This window comes from Oceanobacillus aidingensis (assembly GCF_042654105.1).
GTDB classification, from domain to species: domain Bacteria; phylum Bacillota; class Bacilli; order Bacillales; family Amphibacillaceae; genus Oceanobacillus; species Oceanobacillus oncorhynchi.
This window is the reverse complement of the sequence record NZ_JBHSFT010000001.1, coordinates 167,771-189,387: the sequence shown is the minus strand read 5'-3', so window position 1 is coordinate 189,387 and position 21,617 is coordinate 167,771. Positions and strand designations below refer to the sequence as shown.

Annotated in this window: 17 protein-coding genes; 14 read left to right on the top strand and 3 right to left on the bottom strand. The window is 34.8% G+C overall.

Annotated features, from left to right (window positions below; translation table 11 throughout):
- Positions 1–10: 10 nt before the first annotated feature.
- Positions 11–1,969: a BREX-3 system phosphatase PglZ gene (gene pglZ, locus ACFO3P_RS00830; protein ID WP_379542083.1), complete on the top strand. Its 1,959-nt coding sequence runs from the start codon at positions 11–13 to the stop codon at positions 1,967–1,969.
- On the top strand, positions 1,962–2,678 hold the full coding sequence (locus ACFO3P_RS00825; protein WP_379542082.1) for a hypothetical protein: 717 nt from the start codon (positions 1,962–1,964) through the stop codon (positions 2,676–2,678). The genes pglZ and ACFO3P_RS00825 overlap by 8 nt, the downstream gene beginning before the upstream one ends.
- A gap of 1,122 nt (positions 2,679–3,800) precedes the next feature.
- Here ACFO3P_RS00825 and ACFO3P_RS00820 read toward each other — a convergent pair.
- Both ACFO3P_RS00820 and ACFO3P_RS00815 read right to left on the bottom strand, forming a co-directional pair.
- Positions 3,801–6,698, bottom strand: coding sequence for a DEAD/DEAH box helicase (locus ACFO3P_RS00820; RefSeq protein ID WP_379542081.1), 2,898 nt, complete (start codon positions 6,696–6,698; stop codon positions 3,801–3,803).
- A 28-nt stretch (positions 6,699–6,726) separates the two neighbouring features.
- Positions 6,727–7,119 carry a (deoxy)nucleoside triphosphate pyrophosphohydrolase gene (locus ACFO3P_RS00815; protein WP_379542080.1) on the bottom strand — a complete coding sequence of 131 codons (393 nt, stop codon included), beginning with the start codon at positions 7,117–7,119 and terminating at the stop codon, positions 6,727–6,729.
- A 534-nt stretch (positions 7,120–7,653) separates the two neighbouring features.
- On the opposite strand from ACFO3P_RS00815, the gene ACFO3P_RS00810 reads away from it, so the two are divergent.
- The 5 genes from ACFO3P_RS00810 to ACFO3P_RS00790 are packed head-to-tail and all read left to right on the top strand — an operon-like array spanning position 7,654 to position 14,109.
- Positions 7,654–9,582 (top strand): BglG family transcription antiterminator, encoded by a 1,929-nt coding sequence (locus ACFO3P_RS00810; protein ID WP_379542079.1) that lies wholly within the window; start codon positions 7,654–7,656, stop codon positions 9,580–9,582.
- Positions 9,582–10,028 carry a PTS sugar transporter subunit IIA gene (locus tag ACFO3P_RS00805; RefSeq protein WP_379542078.1) on the top strand — a complete coding sequence of 149 codons (447 nt, stop codon included), beginning with the start codon at positions 9,582–9,584 and terminating at the stop codon, positions 10,026–10,028. Before ACFO3P_RS00810 ends, ACFO3P_RS00805 begins: the two co-directional genes overlap by 1 nt.
- Before the next feature lie 15 nt (positions 10,029–10,043).
- Entirely contained in the window at positions 10,044–10,364 is a 321-nt protein-coding gene (locus tag ACFO3P_RS00800) for a PTS fructose transporter subunit IIB (protein ID WP_379542077.1), read from the top strand.
- A 17-nt stretch (positions 10,365–10,381) separates the two neighbouring features.
- The gene (locus ACFO3P_RS00795) at positions 10,382–11,497 is read left to right on the top strand and encodes a PTS fructose transporter subunit IIC (protein WP_042528815.1); all 1,116 of its coding nucleotides are present in this window, start codon (positions 10,382–10,384) and stop codon (positions 11,495–11,497) included.
- Complete coding sequence (locus ACFO3P_RS00790; RefSeq protein ID WP_379542076.1) at positions 11,497–14,109, top strand: glycoside hydrolase family 38 N-terminal domain-containing protein; 2,613 nt, start codon at positions 11,497–11,499, stop codon at positions 14,107–14,109. The genes ACFO3P_RS00795 and ACFO3P_RS00790 overlap by 1 nt, the downstream gene beginning before the upstream one ends.
- Before the next feature lie 139 nt (positions 14,110–14,248).
- Here ACFO3P_RS00790 and ACFO3P_RS00785 read toward each other — a convergent pair whose 3' ends face one another.
- Positions 14,249–14,857, bottom strand: a complete 609-nt coding sequence (locus ACFO3P_RS00785) for a helix-turn-helix domain-containing protein (RefSeq protein ID WP_379542075.1) — start codon at positions 14,855–14,857, stop codon at positions 14,249–14,251.
- Positions 14,858–15,365: 508 nt separating this feature from the next.
- On the opposite strand from ACFO3P_RS00785, the gene ACFO3P_RS00780 reads away from it, so the two are divergent.
- The 7 genes from ACFO3P_RS00780 (at position 15,366) to ACFO3P_RS00750 (ending at position 21,292) form a co-directional block, all read left to right on the top strand.
- Positions 15,366–16,322: a sugar-binding transcriptional regulator gene (locus tag ACFO3P_RS00780; protein WP_379542074.1), complete on the top strand. Its 957-nt coding sequence runs from the start codon at positions 15,366–15,368 to the stop codon at positions 16,320–16,322.
- A gap of 195 nt (positions 16,323–16,517) precedes the next feature.
- Complete coding sequence (locus ACFO3P_RS00775; RefSeq protein WP_379542073.1) at positions 16,518–17,309, top strand: SDR family oxidoreductase; 792 nt, start codon at positions 16,518–16,520, stop codon at positions 17,307–17,309.
- 24 nt (positions 17,310–17,333) lie between these two features.
- Entirely contained in the window at positions 17,334–17,765 is a 432-nt protein-coding gene (locus ACFO3P_RS00770) for a PTS sugar transporter subunit IIA (RefSeq protein ID WP_379542072.1), read from the top strand.
- Positions 17,755–18,237 (top strand): mannose/fructose/sorbose PTS transporter subunit IIB, encoded by a 483-nt coding sequence (locus ACFO3P_RS00765; protein ID WP_379542071.1) that lies wholly within the window; start codon positions 17,755–17,757, stop codon positions 18,235–18,237. The genes ACFO3P_RS00770 and ACFO3P_RS00765 overlap by 11 nt, the downstream gene beginning before the upstream one ends.
- 46 nt (positions 18,238–18,283) lie before the next feature.
- Positions 18,284–19,093, top strand: a complete 810-nt coding sequence (locus ACFO3P_RS00760; protein ID WP_379542137.1) for a PTS mannose/fructose/sorbose transporter subunit IIC — start codon at positions 18,284–18,286, stop codon at positions 19,091–19,093.
- Between the two features lie 14 nt (positions 19,094–19,107).
- Positions 19,108–19,995 (top strand): mannose/fructose/sorbose PTS transporter subunit IID, encoded by an 888-nt coding sequence (locus tag ACFO3P_RS00755; RefSeq protein ID WP_379542070.1) that lies wholly within the window; start codon positions 19,108–19,110, stop codon positions 19,993–19,995.
- A 43-nt stretch (positions 19,996–20,038) separates the two neighbouring features.
- Positions 20,039–21,292 carry a zinc-binding dehydrogenase gene (locus tag ACFO3P_RS00750; protein WP_379542069.1) on the top strand — a complete coding sequence of 418 codons (1,254 nt, stop codon included), beginning with the start codon at positions 20,039–20,041 and terminating at the stop codon, positions 21,290–21,292.
- Positions 21,293–21,617 lie beyond the last annotated feature (325 nt).

Genomic DNA, 21,617 nt, shown 5'->3' with positions numbered 1-21,617 from the left:
GGTGAAAAAGATGCTCGGATGGCGTAAACAAATTATTGAAAAAATTCAATTCCAACAAGCGTACTTGATTTTAGTTTTTGACAAAGATAATTTATTAAATGATGAGTTTGTTTTAAAAGAACTGCAATCGAAGGATTTTGATACAATTAGATTTGATGATAGTATTACATTTCGTTATCTGTATGAGCAACAGTATCGCACAAATAAATCTGAACGTAAATTAGTGATCTATGTGAATAAAGATGTTGTATTTCCATACGAATTTCAAAGAAAAGCGTTAAGCGTAAAGGTTAGTTTACAAACGTTATTCCCAAAGTTCTCGGTAAATATTATTCGACAAATAGATAGGGGTGATTTTGATGCCTTGTATACTGTTCATCAACAGTATCAAGGCACTTCATCTGAGCGAGAAACATTGGAATATGTTATTAAATACGTATATAAAATACCTTATGAGATGATAGATGATGAAGCAGATTTATATAAGGTGTTATTGTCTATACACTATCAATCAAGGCAACTACCCAATATTTTGCAGAAATTTCTTTTTGAAAAGTGGAGGGGAATTCCTGATTTTAAAGATTTACCTTTGAAAAAAATGATTGAATCACAAACTTTCTTTTATCATTTTTTGGAACAAAAATGGGATAATTTTGTTAAACAATATCTTCAAGTGAGAGAAGAACAAATTAATGATCCATCTGATATATATGAAAGTGATCCGTTGGCAAATCATGATGTAAGAAGGTTAATGAATGATTTATTCCTTGAAGGGCAGCTATCCAAGATTAAAGATGTTTTAATACCAGATGCTATGCCTGATTGGATACGAATGGGAATTGAAGAAGATCATAATCAAGAGAAAGTTGATAAACAACTAAATTATTTACATGATAAAATTTTAGATTGTTTATCGAGTGTCACCCAATATAAAGATTGGTTCCATATCAATGAGTTAATAACGGAACTTAAGTTGGTTTCGATGCAAAGTGACAGTAATAGTAGTGTGGCTGAAGTAGAAGAAAAATTGAGAGTTGTTAATAATCACTTTGCTCGTTGGATGGTCAACCAATATCATACATTAACAAGTTTACCACCTTACCCAAAACCAAAACTTGTTCATCACATTCCTCATGTGATTAGTAACGAGAGAAAAGGTAATGAAAAAGTAGCGTTACTAGTACTTGATGGAATGAATTTTCATCAATGGAAAGTAGTTCAAAGGTTTTTGAAAGAAAAGGGTTTTTTGTTTGAAGAACAACAGGTGTACGCATGGGTTCCAACTCTAACATCTGTGTCGCGTCAAGCTATCTTCTCTGGGAATGTTCCTTTAACCTTTAACAAAACGATTCAAACAACTGCTGCGGAAGAAAGACTTTGGAGATCATTCTGGGAAAACCAGGGTATTTTAAAACAATATGTTACCTATCAGAAAGGCCTTGGGAACGAAAAATATAACAGAGAAACAATTAAGGCTTTGTCAAAAAAATCCACGAAAGTATATGGTGCTGTTATAGATGTAATAGATCAGTTTACTCATCATGCAGTATTAGGAGAAAAGAGTATTTATTCAAACCTTACATTATGGTTAGAAACAAACTATCTTGTGAATTTTTTGTCTGATTTAATAAATGCTGGTTATTCAGTATATTTAACGTCTGATCATGGAAATACTAATGCAACAGGAATTGGACGTGTATCTGAAGGTGTACTTGTAGAACAAAAAGGAGAGCGAGTACGGATTTATGATGATATAATGCTATACGAAGACGCAGCATCAAAACTATCCGTAAAAAAATGGCCTAACATTGGATTACCTGAAAACTATCATGTTTTACTTGCTGAATTTGGGCAAGCCTTTGTCCCTAGAGATATATCGATTGTAACACATGGTGGAATTAGTTTAGAAGAAGTCATAGTTCCTTTTGTAAAGGTGCAAAAAAATAAAGGAAGTGGATTGGGTGAGTAAACCAGTCGGATTTGATCAAAAAGTTTTACTACATCACTTGGATTATACAGCGAATCAGACAAAAAAGCTTTCACGTAAAGAGATGTACACAATTTTAGATGGCTATTTGCGTGATGATATTACAGGTGCAAAATCAAGAAAGAATGCTATAACAATGTTAATGAAAATATGGTATCTAGTTGATGAGGATTTAAAGCCAATTCGTGATGAAGTTCTGGATGAATTTAATCAATTAACAAATGAGGAAAGACTTTTTGTACATTGGGGATTAACAATTGCGGCTTATCCATTTTTTAAAGATGTTGCGAATGAATTTGGGCGTTTATTTCACTTACAAGATGAAGTTTCAAGTAAAGCAATTAGTAAGCGAATGAAAGAAGCATATGGAGACCGCAGAAGAGTCGAGGTTGCAACTAGTGCGGTGTTAATGAGTATGAAAGCTTGGAATATTATTCAACCAGTAGAAAAAAGTATCTACACAATAGATGAAAAAATTGTAATTACTAATCCATTAATACAATCATTTTTTGTACACGTTCTATTAAAAGTATTGAATAGTGACTCATTACATGTTGATCTCATAGAAAATCATCAATTGTTTTTTCCGTTTAACTGTGAAATAAATATTACAGAGTTAAGAGAACGAAAAATATTTTCTTTTTATCGCCAAGGAGTAAATGATTTAGTGATTGAAAAAAATACAATATAAAAACCTTATTCAACTTAGAATAAGGTTTTTTGGCAATCAGGAGGAGTACATGTTAAAAAAATGATATTTATAGTAAGGACATAATTTCTAGAGGCGGTAGAAATCAAAAATTGTCTGAGTGTTGATTATGTTTATTTTAGGGATGTTTATAGCACATGAAAATTGAACCAGATGACAACTTTAAATTGAGCCACTAAAAGTTTGTGAATTTCATTTTCCACAGAAACCAGTAGGATTTATATGAAGAAGTGGGCATGATACCCTGGTAATAGTGCAAAACCTTTCCCTACCGCACGCTTTTGCAAGATAGTCATGCCCGCATAGGCTCCATGTCAATCCTAGATCAAGATAAAAATGAGCCTAAGAAGTTTGTGAATTCCTCTAATTTTATATGGATCAAAATTAGTTGCGATATGGCTCAAATTTCAATTGCGAAATACATAGGGAAGCAATTGGTAATGATTCAAATCGATATTATGAATTAATGATTGAATAAGAAGACATATAAAATCTCTAATAATTGAATAATAAAAAATTGAACATATTCAAACATCAAATGTACAAAAGTATATTCAAAAAGAGATTAATTTTTTGAGTTAAAAGAACAGAGGCAGAATAATTCTCTGTAAAAAGGTTTCCCCCATATTCATTTTTTTACCACGGAATGCGGAGAGTTTTACCACCTTTTGCTGAAGGGTTAACCATTTCTAATTTTAGGCATCAATATTTCATCTATGACTATGGTGACCTGTGCAACTGGAGAATAAGCACTTATCAACCACAGTGTTAACTGGTTTCCCTTGACCGCCGTGCCACTTCTTAGTGATCGCTAGAAGAGGCGAGGGGGACGGGCCCCGCCAGCGGAACTTAAAAGTGATTGTCCGTGGTACGCTATTTGAGCGGATGAAGCCCTAAAGGCTGCTTTTTTCCATCCGCTATTCAAACCACTACCACGGACACAAACAAGGTCAAGGGTGGTGGAATTGTTGCTTTATCATGAATGAAACAGCTGATTACACTTCATTGGCTTATCTCTTAATGTGTGGTAAAGAAATCCGCAATAAGTGGTAAAAACGACCGCCGTACTCATTAATCATTTATCTTTCTAATCGAATAATCCTTTCACTCATCCCCTGAAGTAATATACCGATACAATTCATGATCCACAGAATCATTCAAAACCATATTCATATGGACCACAGGAATTTCTTTATTATTTTTATCTAGCATTTTATCCTGCTCTACAGTTTGTTGATTAGGAGTGGCCTGTCCAAGGTAATAAAAATCGCTTCCTTCATCATCATCCTTCTTGATAAAGAGGTGGATGTCTATCCCTTTCGTTTCAGCATGAATGATTTTTTGAACCTCTTCTGATTTCAAGGTTCTATTACTTCGAGTATACCATTTGAAAACATTTGGACTGATTAATTCATCTCCATAATCTACACTGGATTCTACTTCATTGTCTTTATGGTAGGTAACAAAAATCGGGCAAGTTTGATGCTTTGGTTTGTATCCATACATTGTAGAGCTTTCATCTTTATTCCAATTTAAAAGCTTACATGCGTCTTTTCTCGTGTATTTTTCTTTTAAAGTAAATAAGCTGTTTGATTTATATTTTTTACTTCGTTCCATTCCAGTTATGACCATATCGTATACTAGTTTTTTATAGTATTCATTTGAGTCTAAATTTTGATGTACTTCTTTATTAAAAGTATACTCGTTATCTACTGAAAGAGTGATAATTGGTTTTTCTCCATACTTTTTTAGGTCTGCTTGTGTAAAGAAGGATAGATTCATTACATTTTCTACAGATTCAAGGATGCTTTCATTGACCAGGCAATTGTTATCCTCTAATATGCTTATATATTCTTGCTTATTCACTTTTCCTTGCTGTAAAAGTAGCTGTAATAATAAAAGTTCATGTTGTCTCTTACCATCTAACAACTCTTTAGAAAGCATGGTTAATACACGTTGATCATAATCACTAAGAGCAGGAACTTTTTCTTTCATTTTTACAAGAAAAGCATAATAAGTATTATATTTTCCAATAATAACTGTTGGATCGATGGAATGATTATGAATAAAATCTTCTAGGTAAGGGATACGTCCTAATCGATTTTTCAGCTCAATATAAGCATCTCTTAATACTTTTTGAGTTGTTAAGTTGCTGGAACTAATTGATTTGAAGATTTGTTTTCTCGCAATTTCTTCAAAATTAATACTGGATACACCTTTGATATAGTTTGTTTCCGCAGTGCGACGACGAATATTATCCTTATTTTGTGATTTGTCACCAGATAGGGCAACTGGGATAAGATAATTATTTTTATAGTTTCCTATAAAATCAATAATTGTCACAAATTCTTTAGATGGATGTTTACGTAGTCCTCTGCCTAGCTGTTGTATGAAAATAATACTTGATTGTGTTTGTCTTAGCATTACAACCTGATTGATGCTAGGTATATCAATACCTTCGTTAAAAATATCAACTGTAATTATGTAATCAAGAGCTCCATTTTCTAAACGCTCTACTTGATGCAGCCGAAAATCTTGAGAATCTGCTCCTGTTAAAGGCACTGTACGAAATCCTCTGTTATTCAGAACCTCAGATAGCTCTTTTGCTTCCTCTTTTCTACTACAAAATATTAAACCCTTTACGCAATCACCGGAATAGCTATAGTAATCGATTTTTTCAAGAATATGATTAACACGCTCTTCTGTAATTAAATTAGATATAATGGTCGTACCGTCTACTAATTTTCCATCGTATTCTATGTCTGTTACGCCAAAATAATGAAAGGGACAAAGCATATCTTCTTCTAAGGCTTCTTGAAGACGGATCTCATAAGCGATATTGTAGTTGAACAGCTCATAGATATTGAAGTCATCGGTTCTTTCGGGAGTTGCTGTCATACCTAAAAGAAACTTTGGCTTAAAATAATCAATCACACGCTGATAAGAGCTAGCACCAGCTTTATGTACTTCATCGATAAGAATATAATCAAATAATTCTGGATCAAATGTACTTAATGTCTCCTGTTTCGATATAGTTTGGATTGTCGTAAAGAGATACTTTGCATCTGTTTCTTTACTTGATCCAGATAATATCCCAAAATCATTATCTAATCCTCCTAAGACACGTTGAAAGTCAGATTTAGCCTTACGCAAGATTTGTTCGCGATGAACAATAAATAACATTCGCTTTGGAGCAACGTTACGGACATCAAATGCGGAAAGATATGTTTTTCCTGTTCCTGTTGCCGAAATTACTAAACCTTTATCATGTCCATCTTGTCTTAGTGCTTCTATTTGTTCTAGAGCATTCTGCTGCATTTTATTGGGCGTAATCGTTAAAGCTTCTTCTAAGGGGTTTGTTTCATAAATTTCTGGTAGTTCGATAACCTTAGTTGCGGCTTGTAAATCAACTGGTTGATAGCTTTGTTCATAGGCCATAATCCATTCCTCAGTCAATATAACAGCATCCGCCCAGATATCTTCAAATTGTTCTTTGAAATGTCGAATGACTGATCCATTTTCATAAGAAGTTAAATGTACATTCCACTCATAATTTTCTTTTAAAGCTTGTGCAGTTAAATTAGAACTCCCTACTATTAATGAATAGTAGCTATTATGGTCAAATATATATCCTTTTGAATGAAAACCCTTTAAATTTGTTAATCTAACCTCTACATTTGTAATTTTTAATAACTCTTTAAAGGCTTTGGGATGGTTAAACTGTAAAAAGGTTGATGTTAATATTCGGCCTTTTACCCCTTTTCTTTTTAAGTCATATAAGTGGGATTTAAGAGTAGCTAACCCGCTTTCGGTAATAAAAGCTACAGAGAATATAAACGACTCACATTTATCTAATTCTTCGAGTAGTGGAGATAAGACAGTTTCATTACGCTGTAGGTTATTTACTAATAATTTTGGTTTATAGCTATCTCTTTTTTCGCTATTTTGATTAATGAAGCCTTTATATAAAGAATCCTTTAAGTCTTGGAGAAAATGATCCATATTTTCCTTCCTTCCTTTGAAATTTGCTTTACATGTTTTCTAGCTTTTCAATAGTTGGAATATCTGCTGGAGCCCAATCTAATGATGAAAGTTCATGCTTAAAAAGCCATTTAATACTATGATGTTCTGTTAAAATAGGTTTTCCCTTTTGTAAGGTACAATAAAAAGTTGTTAAATGAACGACTCCAAAGTCATACTCATATACGGTATGATCGATTTTTTCTCCAACTGCAATATCACATTCCATTTCTTCCTGAATTTCACGCTTTAGCGCTTGCTGAGGTGTTTCGCCAGATTCTATTTTCCCACCTGGAAACTCCCATTTATAGGATAGATTTTTTGATTCGCCACGTTGCGCACATAAAATTTTATCGTCTTTTATAATTACTGCGCCAACAACATGTATATTTTTTTTATTCACTTTATTCACTCCTAGTTGTCGTCTGTTATGTATTATTATACCAGATCGATTATTATGGATGAAACAAGCATTGCTAAGACTAGAATGGTGACTATTGATATCAATTCCTTTAGAAATCGTCTGACTTATCAATATTCAGAATCTCTATAACCGTTATTGCAATAGTAAATGCAACACTTTTTATTATTAATAATTTAAGGATACGTATGCCTTTCTATAAGGTATAAAGTGAAAAATATAAGTTATTTGAGATCGAACTCCTAATTTTCTTTTCATACTCAATTAAAGAAGAGTAAACTATTGTTATTCTGTACAATCTTTAGTTAAACGGTTCCTTTTTGAATAATTTTTATGAATAGGATAGCCAGTAGAAAACCACCTATCGATTCAATTCATAAAAGAGCACTATACATTAAATAAAAAACATTACATATACCCACAACCTATCTTTTACATGAATCATTCATGTAAAAGAAAGGGTTTTCATGAATTAGCTTTACTAATAGGATATAAGTATAGAGGGAGCGAATCAAAATGGATTTGAGTATAAGGGAGCAAGAAATAATAGAGTATTTGCTTGTAGAAGAAAAAACGACAGTGACTCAAATTGCAAGGTATATGGGATTATCTAATAAAACCATTACCCAATCTTTAAATAATATTGAAACTTTATTCAAAGGAAGTGACGTTGAACTTATTCGTAAGGCGAATGTTGGAGTGTTTTTAAGAGGGGATAGAGAGCAGATTTATTCAATGATTAATCAAAAAGCTAATGTAAATAGGCTTCAAACGCGTGAGGAGAGAATTCAATTTCTTTGTTTTAACCTTTTACAGAGAACGGATTACTTTACACTTCAAGACTTAATGGATATTACATTCGTTAGTAAATCGACCATGGAAAAAGATTTGCAAGAAGTAACGAACGTATTTCGGCTGTTTAATGTGACTATTGACCGCATCCCAGGCAGAGGTTCTTTTCTAAATTTAATGGAGCAGGAAAGAAGGAAGCTGGCCTTGGATTTAATTCTTTATTTTTGGGGTCTGAACTGGCATATCGTAAAGCGCGAGGAATATTTAATGCATTTGTTAGAGAGCATCCCTGATTTTGTAAACGATTTTTTTAATAAAGATAGTTTGATTCAGTTAAATAAGGTTTTGCAAGAATTTGTAGAGCGTACCAACTTTGTATTTAGTGATTTTGGATATCAATCGTTATTATTACATTTACTCATTGCGATTGAGCGGATAAAAGAAGGTAAGAAACTCAAAGAACCTGTACAGGGAGAATTATCAGAGGAATTTCAGGAAGAGTCAAGACTATTAATTCAGCTGATAGAAGCTAGCTTTCAAGTTACTTTATCACAGAATGAACTGTATTATATCCGAATGCACTTGGAGTCCAATAATAACCGATTAAAGAAGGAAGATGCTGTGTTCTATCAGCCGGAAGCAGGAATAGAGGATACAGTGCTTGCTGTCATTCGCGATTTCCTTCCATCCTATGATCAAAAGCTGCTGGATGGAATGGTAAGTCATCTAAAAATGGCAGTCAATCGATTATTGTTTCATTTGCCAATCAAACATCCGTTTTTAGATGATGTGAAGAAGCATTTTCCTATTTCCTTTGAAGAAGCAATTTATATTAAAGACAGACTCGAAAAAACCTTTCAGATTTCAGTTCCTGACGATGAAGTTGCTTTTTTAGCGGTGCATATTCAGGCATATAAAGAACGGATAGAAGAGTTATCTGAAGACAAGTTAAAGGTGTTGATTGTGTGTAACAGTGGAAAAGGAACGTCACAGCTATTGGCGGCAAGAATGAGGAAAAATTTCTCTCAATTAGAGGTTTCCAGGATTTTATCTGTACAACAGCTATTTCACACGGAAGTAATAGAAGACTTGATTTTAAGTACGGTGAACCTGGAAATTGAAAATAGAAAGGTATTAGTAATTTCACCATTGCTAGACATTCATGATCAAGCAAGGATTCAAGAGGAAATTCATGAAAAACAGAAATCAAATAATAAGCAAGAGGAAGCATTCGCAAAGTTAATATCGTCAAATACACTATTTTTAGATAAGGATTTACGCTCGGTGGATGATGTTCTCACCTATCTCGTTGATGAATTAGCTCAAAGGGGTATCGTACAACCGGAGATAAAAGAATCAGTGAAAAACAGAGAAAATTTATCTTTCACATCATTTGGAAAGTTTGCAACACCTCATGGGGATCCTAAATATGTGAACCAATCGAAAATAGCCTTTTTACGTTTAGCTAATCCAATCAATTGGGGCACAACACAAGTGAAATTTGTATTTTTTATTTGTATCAAGGATGAATCACCTCAGCAGCTGGAGCAAATATATGATGCTTTATTAGAAATTATTGATCATCCCGTTCAACAGAAATTGACTAAAGGCGATTATCACCAAGTATGGGCATATTTGAAAGGAAGAAAATGATGGATGTAGCGACAATTTTAAATGTACAGCAAGTAGAAATAGATATGGAAGCTCAGACACAGGAGGAAGTAATTAGAAAATTAAGTGAGAAAATTAATGAAAAACAGGTCTTAACAAATAAAGATGCATACATCAGTTCCGTTTTAGAAAGAGAATCACAATCGACTACAGGGGTTGGAGGAGGCATTGCTATTCCTCACGGTAAATCAAAGGGAGTGTTGGAAGCAGCTATTGCTGTGGGAAAATTAAAAACTCCGGTAGAATGGAAATCTTTAGATGATCAACCTGTTTCTGTTGTTATTATGTTTGCTATTCCCGAGAAAGACAAGAAGGATACACATTTAAAATTACTATCGCAGATCTCAATGAAATTAATGGACGATGATGTGGTAGAGGAATTAAAAAAGGAAACGGATAAACAAAAAATCGTAAATATATTAAGTTAATTGGAGGAATTCATTATGAAGAGAAAAATTATCGCAGTAACAGCGTGCGCTACAGGCGTTGCACATACATATATGGCAGCAAAAGCATTAAAAAAAGCAGCAAAATCTATGGGGCATTTACTAAAAGCAGAAACCCAAGGGGCAACAGGAATTGAAAACGAACTGACTGAAAAGGACGTCAATATAGGGGAAGTAGTCATTTTTGCAGTAGATACAAAAGTAAGGGATGAAGAACGTTTTGATCACAAGAAGATTTTACATGTACCTGTGGCGGCACCAATCAAAGATGCTGAGAAAGTCATTAGTGATGCTCTTGCACTAATAGACAACCAGTAAAGAAAGAGGGGATAGAGATGAGAAATGTTGCAAGAGACATAAAAAATCATGTATTGACCGGTATATCATATATGATACCTTTAGTTATTGCAGGAGCAGTTATTATGGCTATTTCACGTGTTGGAGGTTCTATGTTTGGAATCCAAGACATCTGGGATGAATCTTATGCTGAAAGCGGAAATGTTATCATCCGCCTTTTACATGATATTGATGGGTTTGGTGGTATTGCATTAGATTTAATGTTTCCAGTTATCGCTGCTTTTATAGCATATTCTATATCCGATAAATTAGGTATTGCAGCAGGGTTAGTTGGTGGAATGTTGGTAAAGGATATTGAGGCAGGTTTCCTGGGAGCTTTAGCAGCTGGTTTGATCGCTGGATATGTATGTTTATGGATTAAAAATAATGTGCGGCTGCCGAAATCTATGTCTTCGATTGTTCCTGTCTTTTTAGTTCCGGTTTTCGGCACCTTGATAACATTATTAGCTATTCAATATATTATCGGTGTTCCTTTTGCCTCCTTAAATACAGGGTTAGAGAACTGGCTAAATGGTTTGAGCGGCGGGAATCAAATTATTATGGCGGCAATTGTTGGAGCAATGGTAGGTTTTGACCTTGGCGGGCCGGTAAATAAAGCAGCTGTTACGACGGCAATGGCATTATTAACAAGTGGTATTTATGGTCCGAATACGGCAGCACAGGTAGCAATTATTATTCCGCCAATTGGATTGGGACTGGCAACCTTTATAGCAAAGCGAAAATATAATAGAGAGTTAAGAGAAGCCGGTAAATCTTCTGTTGTCATGGGGCTTGTCGGTGTGAGTGAAGGAGCTATTCCCTTTGCAGTGGAGAGTCCTATAAAGGTCATATCGTGCACGGTAATTGGCTCTGCTATCGGCTCATCCATGGCTATTGGTCTGGGAGCAGTTAACCAAGCTCCAATTAGCGGGTTCTATGGTTGGTTTACGGTAGATAAATGGCCAGTCTATATTTTATCAATTGCTGTAGGTTCTCTGTTTGTAGCGATTGCTACGGTACTATTGCGTAAAGAACCGGAATTAGCTGAAGCAAATCAATTAGAGGATGAGGATGATTTTGATGAAGAAGAATGGGAAAAAGAGTGGGAAAGCTAATGACAAATGTACACATTGTTAATCATACGCATTGGGATAGAGAATGGTATTTTACGTCGATGGATGCTTTAGTTTTGAGCGATCAATTATTTTCAGATGCTATCGATGAACTATTAAGTAATCCGCAGGCCAGCTTTGTTTTGGATGGTCAGCTTTCTATACTTGATGAATACGTTGAATTATATCCAGAAAGATTAACAGATATTAAACGATTGATTGAGCAAAAACAATTATTCATTGGTCCATGGTATACGCAGACAGATGCTTTTTTTACTTCTGGTGAATCAATATTACGCAATGCAATGATTGGTGTTTTTGAAAGTAAGAAGTATGGAGATTATATGCCAATTGGCTATTTACCGGATACTTTTGGGTTTAATGCACAAATTCCGGTCATCTTGAAGGAAGCTGGTTTAGATAATGTGGTTTTATGGAGAGGTGTTCATTTAGGCAAGCATGTTCAATCACCTTATTTTAAATGGCGTGGATTAGGTAATCATCAAGAAATTTACGCTTTGAATCTGCCTCAGGGTTATGGAACAGGAATGCTTCTTGAACCAACCACTGAGTACGTAGACGGACGTTTAGATCCTGCAGTTGATTTTATCAAAAAGTTTACTGACACAGAAGATATACTAATTCCTTCAGGTAATGACCAGCTTGCGATTATTACAAATTTTAATGGGAAGGTGAAAAGCATCAACCAATTAGGAAGGTATCATTATCAAGTCAGCAGTTATCAGGATTTTTTGGAAAAGATAAAACAAAAAGACTTAGAAACGTATGTTGGAGAATTCCGTTCTCCTGTGCTGGCACGAGTTCATAAAACAATTGGCAGTGTTCGAATGGATATCAAGCAATCAATCTATCAATTAGAACAGAAGCTAATAAAAAGAATAGAGCCAATATTGGTAATTGCCAATCAGTTAGGTATTCGTTTCAGTAATCGTTTATTATTAAAAGCATGGAAAAAGCTGCTCGAATCACAAGCGCATGATAGCTTGGCCGGCTGTGTTTCTGATTCTGTTGCTGAAGATATTCGGCACCGATTAAAGGAAGCCAATGAAATTAGCGATAGTATGGAAAACACAATTATGAAACAAATGGCAGAAGCTTTAAAACTAAAAAATGAAGACATTCTTCTATTGAATACGGAGCCTCATAAGTTCCGGGGTTATAAAACCATTAAAGTACTAACAAAAAGGAAAGATATTCATTTTTATGATAGAGATTTTACTATTGAGAAAGTAGATTATGTAGACAGCAGAGAGAATATACTTGAAGAGACACCAGCGGGTAATCGATATATTACTGAACCTGGATATTATATTCTGACTATACGCTTAGCGTGTGAATTACCAGGTTTAGGATACCGTGTGTTATCTTTTGGTTATTCTGAGTATTCGGCACAAGAATTGGTAAGAACAGAAATAAAAGAAATAGCTAATTCACATATGACGCTCTCCTTTGAAGAAAATGAGTTGGTGTTGGAGAGGAATGAAGCTATAATCACGGATTTTATCTCTATTTATGATGAAGGCAATGCCGGCGATACGTATGATTATTCTCCAATTTATGGAGATGAGTCTATTAGACTTGATTACAAAAATGCAGAGGTACACAAAGCAGATGGTATGCAGCAAATGAAGGTCTTTGGAGAAATACAGCTGCCTCATAATATGGAGGATAGATTAGCTGGAGCAAAAACCGTCAAATTTCCGTTTCTTATCACTTTCACTCTTGCTGAAGATGATTGTATCCGAGGAAACTTGAATTTTATAAATACGGTATTGAATCATAGAATGAGATTAAAGATAAATACAGGTAGCCGGATTCGTAAAGCAACTGCTGCGTTACCATTTGGCTATATACGTAGAACAAATCAATGCCAAAAAGGTTGGGAAAATACCTATTCTGAAAAACCTGTGAATGTAGAGCCATTTGATGGCATCGTTTCCGTTGAAACCGTAAATAATACCATTACGTTTCATACAAAGGATACAAAAGAATATGAATACAAAGAAAATGATTTATATATTACTTTATTTGCAACCACAGATAGCTTAGGTAAGCCAGATTTAGCTTATCGACCTGGCCGAGCTTCAGGGGATACTACAAAAAGAGGGCATATAATGATGGAAACCCCATCAGCCCAACTATTAAATAAGAATATGCAATATGATTTTGCAATTAATATAGGGAATGAAGCCTTCTCGGAAGAGGCTGTTACTGACTGGAGGCGTTATGAAGAATCTCCGTCGGTTTATTATCAATTACAGGACTTTAATTACTTTATTAATCGAATTGATAATAAAATTCAACCAAAGAGGCAGGAGCTTACATTGACGGAGACTAGATTTAGTCTGCTGGAAATAGATAATCAGTATTTTGTAAGCAGCTGTTATAATTCTTACTATTACCCTGAGAAGTTTATAATCCGATTGGAAAATCCGACTTATCAATCTGTGGCAATAAACGAATTGATGGATAAATTTAAAGATAGCAATATATCGAACGTAACGCCAATAAATGCAATGGAAGAGACTGTCGATGCTTCTGAGGAAATAAAACCGTATTCAGTCGTTTCATTTTTAGTAGAATTAAAAGAATAGAAAAAACGATAATTAGTGAACACTCATGTTTCCAGCCCAAACAGATTAGCTTGTTCTCCCTGTCTGGGCTGGAGATTTTTATATGAATATTATGCGATGAGTAATGCTTATGCTGAAAATAGCGTTTAGATTCCATATTTTAACTATCCTTACCGCGCCATACAGCAAACTGTGCTTTACAATCATCCTTTTGTTTACTTGATAGTTTTCGCCAAAGATCAAATTCAAAAATATGATGCATATAGATGCTGTGAACTCCTCCACTTGAAAGCAACGCGTCCATCATCCTTTTTTTAATATCTAATTGAGTTAAATAACAAAAAAACGCTAAGCAGTAACCAGCTTCCTCTAAATTGCGGATATTACAACGTCCTTTTGTATGTGGATCGAATAGTTTACTTTCCTTCGCGGCCCGACTGATGGCTTCGTGATTAATTTCATTTTCTTTTCCGTTGTATTCTATTGAGTAATAGTCAATTCGTTGATAACCTTCTAAATCCCCTCTATATACTAAAAGATTGTCATAATCCGTTCCTAATATTTTTGAAAGTATTATTAAATCAACTTTGTCAGGCAGAGACTTTCCACAATAATAATTAGAAATTGTTTTTTCATCTCTTTTTAATAATTTTGCTAATTCTGATTGTGATAAACCTGCTTTCCGAGCTAAGAATTTTATTCTGTGTCCAGTTGCATTTGCATCAATTTCATCTAAATATGTCGAGTCTTCGATTTCATAACTAGTCAAATTAATTTGCCTCCTTAAAAATAGTTATCAATAGTATAGCTATTTTTAATTAGTTTAGGAAGTGGAAAAATTCTTTCTAGTGCTCGTGAGATGCTGAAAAAACTAGCAAGGGTTGAAAACATTAAAATGTTCAATGATAATTTAAAGTATTTTAGTAGTGGAATAGTTACTATGCTAAGTATCGGATCGGGCTTGCTAACCTTAATTACACTAAACGATATATATGATAATATCTTGGTTTTCATTTTTCTTGCCTGTTTTGCAGTTTCGTTTATTAGTGTTAATATTACTTTTTACATAAAATAAAAAAAACTTTTCTTTGTAATTCAAAATTTTATAGAGTATAACATTAAAGAAAAGAAATGGATGACTAACCAGCTTGTATCTTTAATTTTGACTGATAAAAATAACTTTATGCTTTCCAATCATCCATTTTACAATCCTTACAATATTCTAGTATAATATCTACAAATACTCAAACTATGAACAATTGTGCAGGAGGTGGCATATGGATAACCTAGAAGAAGAACGAACGCTATTAAAACTAGCGCAAATGTATTATGAGAAAGACATGACACAGAGTGAAATTGCCAAAGAGTTAGACATTAACCGCTCAACAATCAGCCGTATGTTGAAAAAAGTAAGAGACAAGGGTATTGTAACTACTGTAATTAACTATGATATGTTTGATACGTTTACCGTAGAGGAGCAGCTAAAAGAACGTTTTCAGCTAAAGGATGCTATTGTGGTTCCTGTCGGAGAAGAGCATTCCAAGGAAACAAAGCTATTAGCAATGGGGCAAGCTTGTGCAAATTATCTTAATCAAGTTGTTCAAAATCAAGATGTTATTGGCTTTTCTTGGGGGACGGGTTTAAGCAAAGCGGTAGAGCAGTTGGATACCACATCAAAGAAGGATATCCTTTGTGTACCAATGATTGGAGGACCTTCTGGAAAACTGGAAAGTAAATATCATGTAAATACCATCTGTTACAAGGCTGCTGAGAAATTTAATGCACAATCACTGATGATTGATCTGCCAGCGATTTTGGACAATAAAGAAACAAGAAATCAGATTCTTAAATCGGGGTATTTTGAGGAGATATCAACGGTATGGAATCTGCTGACAGTGGCTGTTTTTGGTATTGGATCGATGGAGATTAGCGGAGAAAGAATATGGAAAGCCTTCTATGGTAATGCAGTGACGCAGGAATTTAAGCGAGATAATATTGTTGGAGATATTTGTTCGCATTTCTTTGATATAGATGGAAATATCGTGCAAACAAGTGTGACAGACAGAACAATCAATATTGGTTTAGATAAAATAAGAAATGCTCGCTATTCAATTGGTGTGGCGGAGTCTAGGGAAAAGATTAATGGAATTATTGGTGCGCTAAACAGCGGTTTGATGAAAGTACTAATAACTACAGAAGAGACGGCTAAATTAATATTGGAAAAGTCAATTTAATAACTAGAGTGACAGTGCTAGACGGTTTTCTTAGATAAGAAGAGAATCGTCTTTTTTTGTGTTTAAAAATAGTTCACAGAATATTATTTTTAAAAATGAATTGACAGGGCTAAAATATAATTTTATAATAAATTTAATCACAAATTCTCATTTATTGCACATTTGTGCAATTATATATTTGAAGGAGGAGAGTAAATGAGCGGTTGGTTAGGAATGAATAATAAGACGATTATTGTGACAGGAGGTTCTTCAGGAATTGGAAGTGCTATTTCGGATGAGTTAGCTAAACAAGGAGCTAATGTTGTTATTGCAGATATTCAATCATCCAAGGATTTACAAGAAAAACAAGTGTTTATTCAAACAGATGTAACAAAACGAGATAGTGTAGCAAATATGATAGATAAGGTTATGAATCGATTTGGAATGATTGATGGATTAGTGAATAATGCTGGTATTAATATTCCGAGGTTGTTGGTAGATAATGAAAGCGATTACTATGAATTGAATGATGAAACGTTCGATAAAATGATTGATATTAATCAAAAAGGTGTCTTTATTTGTTCACAGCTGGTAGGAAAGAAAATGGCAGAAGCAAAACAAGGTGTCATCATTAATATGGCTTCTGAAAGCGGTTTAGAAGGTTCGGAGGGTCAAAGTATTTATGCTGCTACCAAGGCTGCGCTTTACAGTTATACAAGATCTTGGGCGAAAGAGCTTGGAAAATATCATATTCGTGTAGCTGGTGTAGCGCCAGGAATATTGGAAGAAACAGGATTGCGGACACAAGAATATGAAGAAGCTCTAGCTTATACAAGGGGAATATCTGTCGATGATCTTCGTGCAAGCTATGATAAAGTTTCTATCCCTATGAAGCGAGTTGGGAAATTGCAGGAAGTAGCTGATATGGTTAGTTTCTTACTTTCGGATCGTGCTTCCTACGTGACAGGAACAACATTTAATATTACTGGAGGAAAATCGAGAGCGTAATCACTATATAAGGGGAGAGATACCATGTTTTCAATAATCATTGCCGCACATGGCAATTTAGCTGCTTCTTTAATAGAGTCAGGAGAAATGATTAGTGGAGAAGCGAAGAATGTGTATGGCGTAGAGTTTAGGCCGGGGGAAAATACAGATACACTCATTGAGAAATATAACATTATTATAAACGGGGAAGGTTTAGCAGATTCTAAAATATTATTCTTAGTTGATTTATTTGGTGGCAGTCCATATAATGCAGCCAGCATGCTGGCAATGAAGAACCACAATATCGATATTATCACAGGAGTAAACCTGCCAATCTATTTAGAAACAAAGATGAACCAAAGCTCCAAAGAATTAGAGGAAGTCGTGTCGTATATTAAAGAGATTGCCCCATCAACGGTTGTTTCTTTTAAAGATTTAGCTGTAAATGTCGAGGAGGATGATTTAGATGAAGATTAATTTATCACGAATAGATGATCGTTTAATCCATGGACAGGTAACCACTGTTTGGACAAGGGAGGCAAATGCAGAAAGAATTATTGTTATTAGTGATGAAGTGGCAAAAGATGAGATGAGAAAAACGTTATTAAAGCAAGCTGCACCTCCAGGTGTCAAAGTTAATATCGTTGATGTAGAGAAAGCAGTTCGTGTTTATAACAATCCAAAATATGCAGATACTACGGTATTTCTATTATTTGTGAATCCAATTGATGTATTAAATGTGGTAAAAGCAGGGTTACCGTTAAAAGAAATTAATATTGGCGGAATGGCTTACCGTGACGGGCGAAAGCAAATTACAAAGTCTATCAGTGTCAGTGAGGAAGAAATAAAAGCATTTAAAGAATTAAATAATCTTGGTGTTTATTTGGATCTGCGAGTTGTTTACTCTGATTCGTCTCAAGATTTTATGAACAAGCTCAAAGAAATTTAAGAAAGAAAAGGAATGTTATCTGAAAAAGGGGTGAAAAATCTTGGATATTTCCGTTTTACAAGTAATATTGATTACAATCTTCGCGGCTATTGCGGGAATGGGCAGTGTGCTAGACGAATTTCAAACACATCGTCCCTTAATTGCTTGTACCGTAATTGGTTTAATTCTTGGTGATATAACAACTGGCATTATTTTAGGAGGAACGTTGGAATTAATTGCATTAGGTTGGATGAATATTGGAGCAGCGCAGTCCCCAGATACAGCACTAGCCAGTATTATTTCTACCATTTTGGTTGTTGTGGGAGATCAAAGCATTCAAGCAGGTATTGCTATTGCTTTACCAGTAGCAGCAGCAGGACAGGTATTAACCATTTTTGCAAGAACAATTACTGTTGCCTTCCAGCATGCAGCAGACAAAGCCGCAGAAAAGGTCAACTTTAGGGCTATTGATATGCTTCATTTGTCTGCTTTAGGTGTGCAAGCACTTCGTGTAGCTGTACCATCCGTTATTGTAGCGGTACTTGTAGATGCAGCCACTGTTAACGCGATGTTAAACGCTATACCAGATGTAGTGACAGGCGGTTTGGAAGTTGCTGGTGGATTTATTGTTGTCGTTGGTTATGCAATGGTATTAAATATGATGAATGTAAAATATTTGATGCCGTTTTTCTTCTTTGGATTTATCATAGCAGCTTTTACAGACTTTACATTAGTAGCATTTGGAGGAATAGGCCTTATTATAGCAATTATTTACTTACAACTAAACCCAAGGTATCAAAACAGTCCAGCGGCGGTCACATCATCAGGTGCCACTTATCGTGAGGATGATGACTTGGACGATGAATTAGATGACTAGAGGAGGGAAGACAAATGAGTGAAAGTCAAGAAACCACTAAAGTTGCAAAGGGATTAGCCGCATTTAGTCTAGCTGATTTAGATGCTAAAAAATTAACCAAGCGAGATTTAATTAATATTTTTGTTCGTTCCAATTTTCAACAGGCTTCTTTTAACTATGAGCGTATTCATGGATTAGCTTTTGGGTTTGATATGATTCCGGTTATCAAACGAATCTATGACACGGAGGAAGAACAAAGAGCAGCTTTGCAGCGTCACCTGGTGTTTTTTAACGTAACACCTGCCATGGCAGGACCAGTAATTGGTGTTACAGCAGCTCTGGAAGAAGCGCGTTCAGAAGGAAAAGATATTGATGAAGGGACAATAAATAGTATGAAGGTTGGCTTGATGGGACCTTTAGCTGGGGTTGGAGATCCAATTGTGTGGGGTACATTAAGGCCGATTACAGCAGCATTGGGAGCTTCATTAGCACTCGCTGGAAACGTTTTAGGGCCTATTTTATTCTTCCTGTCATTCAATGCAGTTCGTCTAGGTATGAAATGGTTCGGTTTAGTTTATGGATATAAAAAGGGATTAGATATTGTTAAAGATTTAGCAGGGAATATGCTACAGAAACTTACAGAAGGTGCAACGATTCTTGGTCTATTTATTATGGGAGTTCTGGTGTCAGAATGGACCACGATTAATGTTCCCCTAGTTGTATCAGAAACAGTTAACCAAGAGGGCGAAACTTCTGTTACAACCGTACAGAGTATTTTGGATCAATTAATGCCTGGAATATTAGGATTGCTATTAACACTGCTTATGATGAAATTATTGAAAAAGAAAATCAATCCAATCTGGTTAATTTTTGGGTTGTTTGGAGTGGGTATCTTAGGATACTGGTTAGGAATATTAGGTTAATTAATATAAAAGTAATTGTTTAAGAAGTAAGGAGTGAATGAGGTTGAAAACAACTGGATTGAGAATGTATGGACAGAAAGACTTACGATTAGAGACATTTGAACTGCCAGAAATAAAAGATGATGAAATTCTTGCATCTGTTGTGACAGATAGTTTATGTATGTCTTCTTGGAAAGCAGCAAATCAAGGTGAAAATCACAAAAAAGTACCTGATAACGTTGCTGAAAATCCTATTCTACTAGGACATGAGTTTTGTGGAGAAATTCTTGAGGTAGGATCTAAATGGCAAGGAAAGTATAAAAAGGGTGAAAAATATGTTGTACAAGCCAATCTACAATTAAAAGATCGCCCTGATTGCCCCGGCTATACTTTCCCCTATACTGGCGGAGATGCTACCTATATCATTTTAGCAAAAGAAGTAATGGAGCAAGATTGCTTGCTAGAGTACAATGGTGAGTCCTATTTTGAAGGTTCATTAATCGAACCATTATCATGCGTCATTGGTGCCTTCAAAGCAAACTATCACTTAATTCAAGGCACGTATGACCATGAAATGGGGATTAAAAAAGATGGGAACCTTATCATATTAGGTGGGACTGGCCCAATGGGCTATTTAGCAATAGACTATGCATTACATGGTCCAATTCAACCAAAAAAACTTGTTGTTACTGGAAGATCGCAAGAAAAAATTGACTTGGTAGAGAAATTATATCCAAAAGAAGAAGGCAAAAAAGCTGGTGTAGAATTGATTTATGTAAATACAGGGGAAGAAGAAAATCCAGCTGATGCATTAAATCAATTGGTTGCTGGAAATGGCTATGATGATGTGTTTGTGTTCGCTCCAGTTCAACAGCTCGTAGAACAAGGGTCAGCCATCTTAGCAACGGATGGGTGCTTTAACTTTTTTGCAGGTCCGCAAAATACGGATTTTAAAGCGGCCATTAACTTCTATGACATTCATTATCGATATACACATTATGTAGGAACCTCTGGTGGTAATACGGAAGATATGCGAGAGGCAGTAAAATTAATAGAAGAGAAAAAAGTTAATGTACAAAAAATTGTCTCTCATGTATTGGGATTAAATGATGCAAAGAAGACGACACTTCAGCTTCCAGATATTCCAGGAGGAAAGAAATTGATTTATACGCATAAGGATATGCCTATTAAATCATTGGATGAAATTATGAAAGATACAAGTAATCCATTACATGAGATTGTTAAAAAATATGATGGTCTCTGGTCAAAAGAAGCAGAAGATTATGTGTTGGCAAATGAGAAAGAGATTCAGGTATAGATTAAGCATTAAAAAAAGTGCTGTGCAATTCAAAGTCAGAATTGCACAGCACTTTTTTAATTGTAGTATGCCAACATAGTTTATTGAAAGAGAATAATCAACTAGCATAAAAAATTTTATTATTCAAATAGAAGTTTATCTTCTAAACTGGATTTAACTAGTTAGCTTTTAAGAAGTTATTAAGAAGGAATTACGGGGGAGTTAAGAGATTTCCTGTGATTCCTCTTTTGTATTGCGATTCGGTTAATACTGTTATGTTGCCTTTTTAATCAACAAATCCATAGTCTAAAATGAGATGTTCTTGGTGTCTTAGACCATGGATATC

Bases quoted from the DNA above. Each gene is read 5' to 3' on its own strand.
- pglZ (WP_379542083.1), top strand. From the start codon at position 11: ATGCTCGGATGGCGTAAACAAATTATTGAAAAAATTCAATTCCAACAA.
- ACFO3P_RS00820 (WP_379542081.1), bottom strand. From the start codon at position 6,698: ATGGATCATTTTCTCCAAGACTTAAAGGATTCTTTATATAAAGGCTTC.
- ACFO3P_RS00810 (WP_379542079.1), top strand. From the start codon at position 7,654: ATGGATTTGAGTATAAGGGAGCAAGAAATAATAGAGTATTTGCTTGTA.
- ACFO3P_RS00805 (WP_379542078.1), top strand. From the start codon at position 9,582: ATGGATGTAGCGACAATTTTAAATGTACAGCAAGTAGAAATAGATATG.
- ACFO3P_RS00800 (WP_379542077.1), top strand. From the start codon at position 10,044: ATGAAGAGAAAAATTATCGCAGTAACAGCGTGCGCTACAGGCGTTGCA.
- ACFO3P_RS00795 (WP_042528815.1), top strand. From the start codon at position 10,382: ATGAGAAATGTTGCAAGAGACATAAAAAATCATGTATTGACCGGTATA.
- ACFO3P_RS00790 (WP_379542076.1), top strand. From the start codon at position 11,497: ATGACAAATGTACACATTGTTAATCATACGCATTGGGATAGAGAATGG.
- ACFO3P_RS00780 (WP_379542074.1), top strand. From the start codon at position 15,366: ATGGATAACCTAGAAGAAGAACGAACGCTATTAAAACTAGCGCAAATG.
- ACFO3P_RS00775 (WP_379542073.1), top strand. From the start codon at position 16,518: ATGAGCGGTTGGTTAGGAATGAATAATAAGACGATTATTGTGACAGGA.
- ACFO3P_RS00770 (WP_379542072.1), top strand. From the start codon at position 17,334: ATGTTTTCAATAATCATTGCCGCACATGGCAATTTAGCTGCTTCTTTA.
- ACFO3P_RS00765 (WP_379542071.1), top strand. From the start codon at position 17,755: ATGAAGATTAATTTATCACGAATAGATGATCGTTTAATCCATGGACAG.
- ACFO3P_RS00755 (WP_379542070.1), top strand. From the start codon at position 19,108: ATGAGTGAAAGTCAAGAAACCACTAAAGTTGCAAAGGGATTAGCCGCA.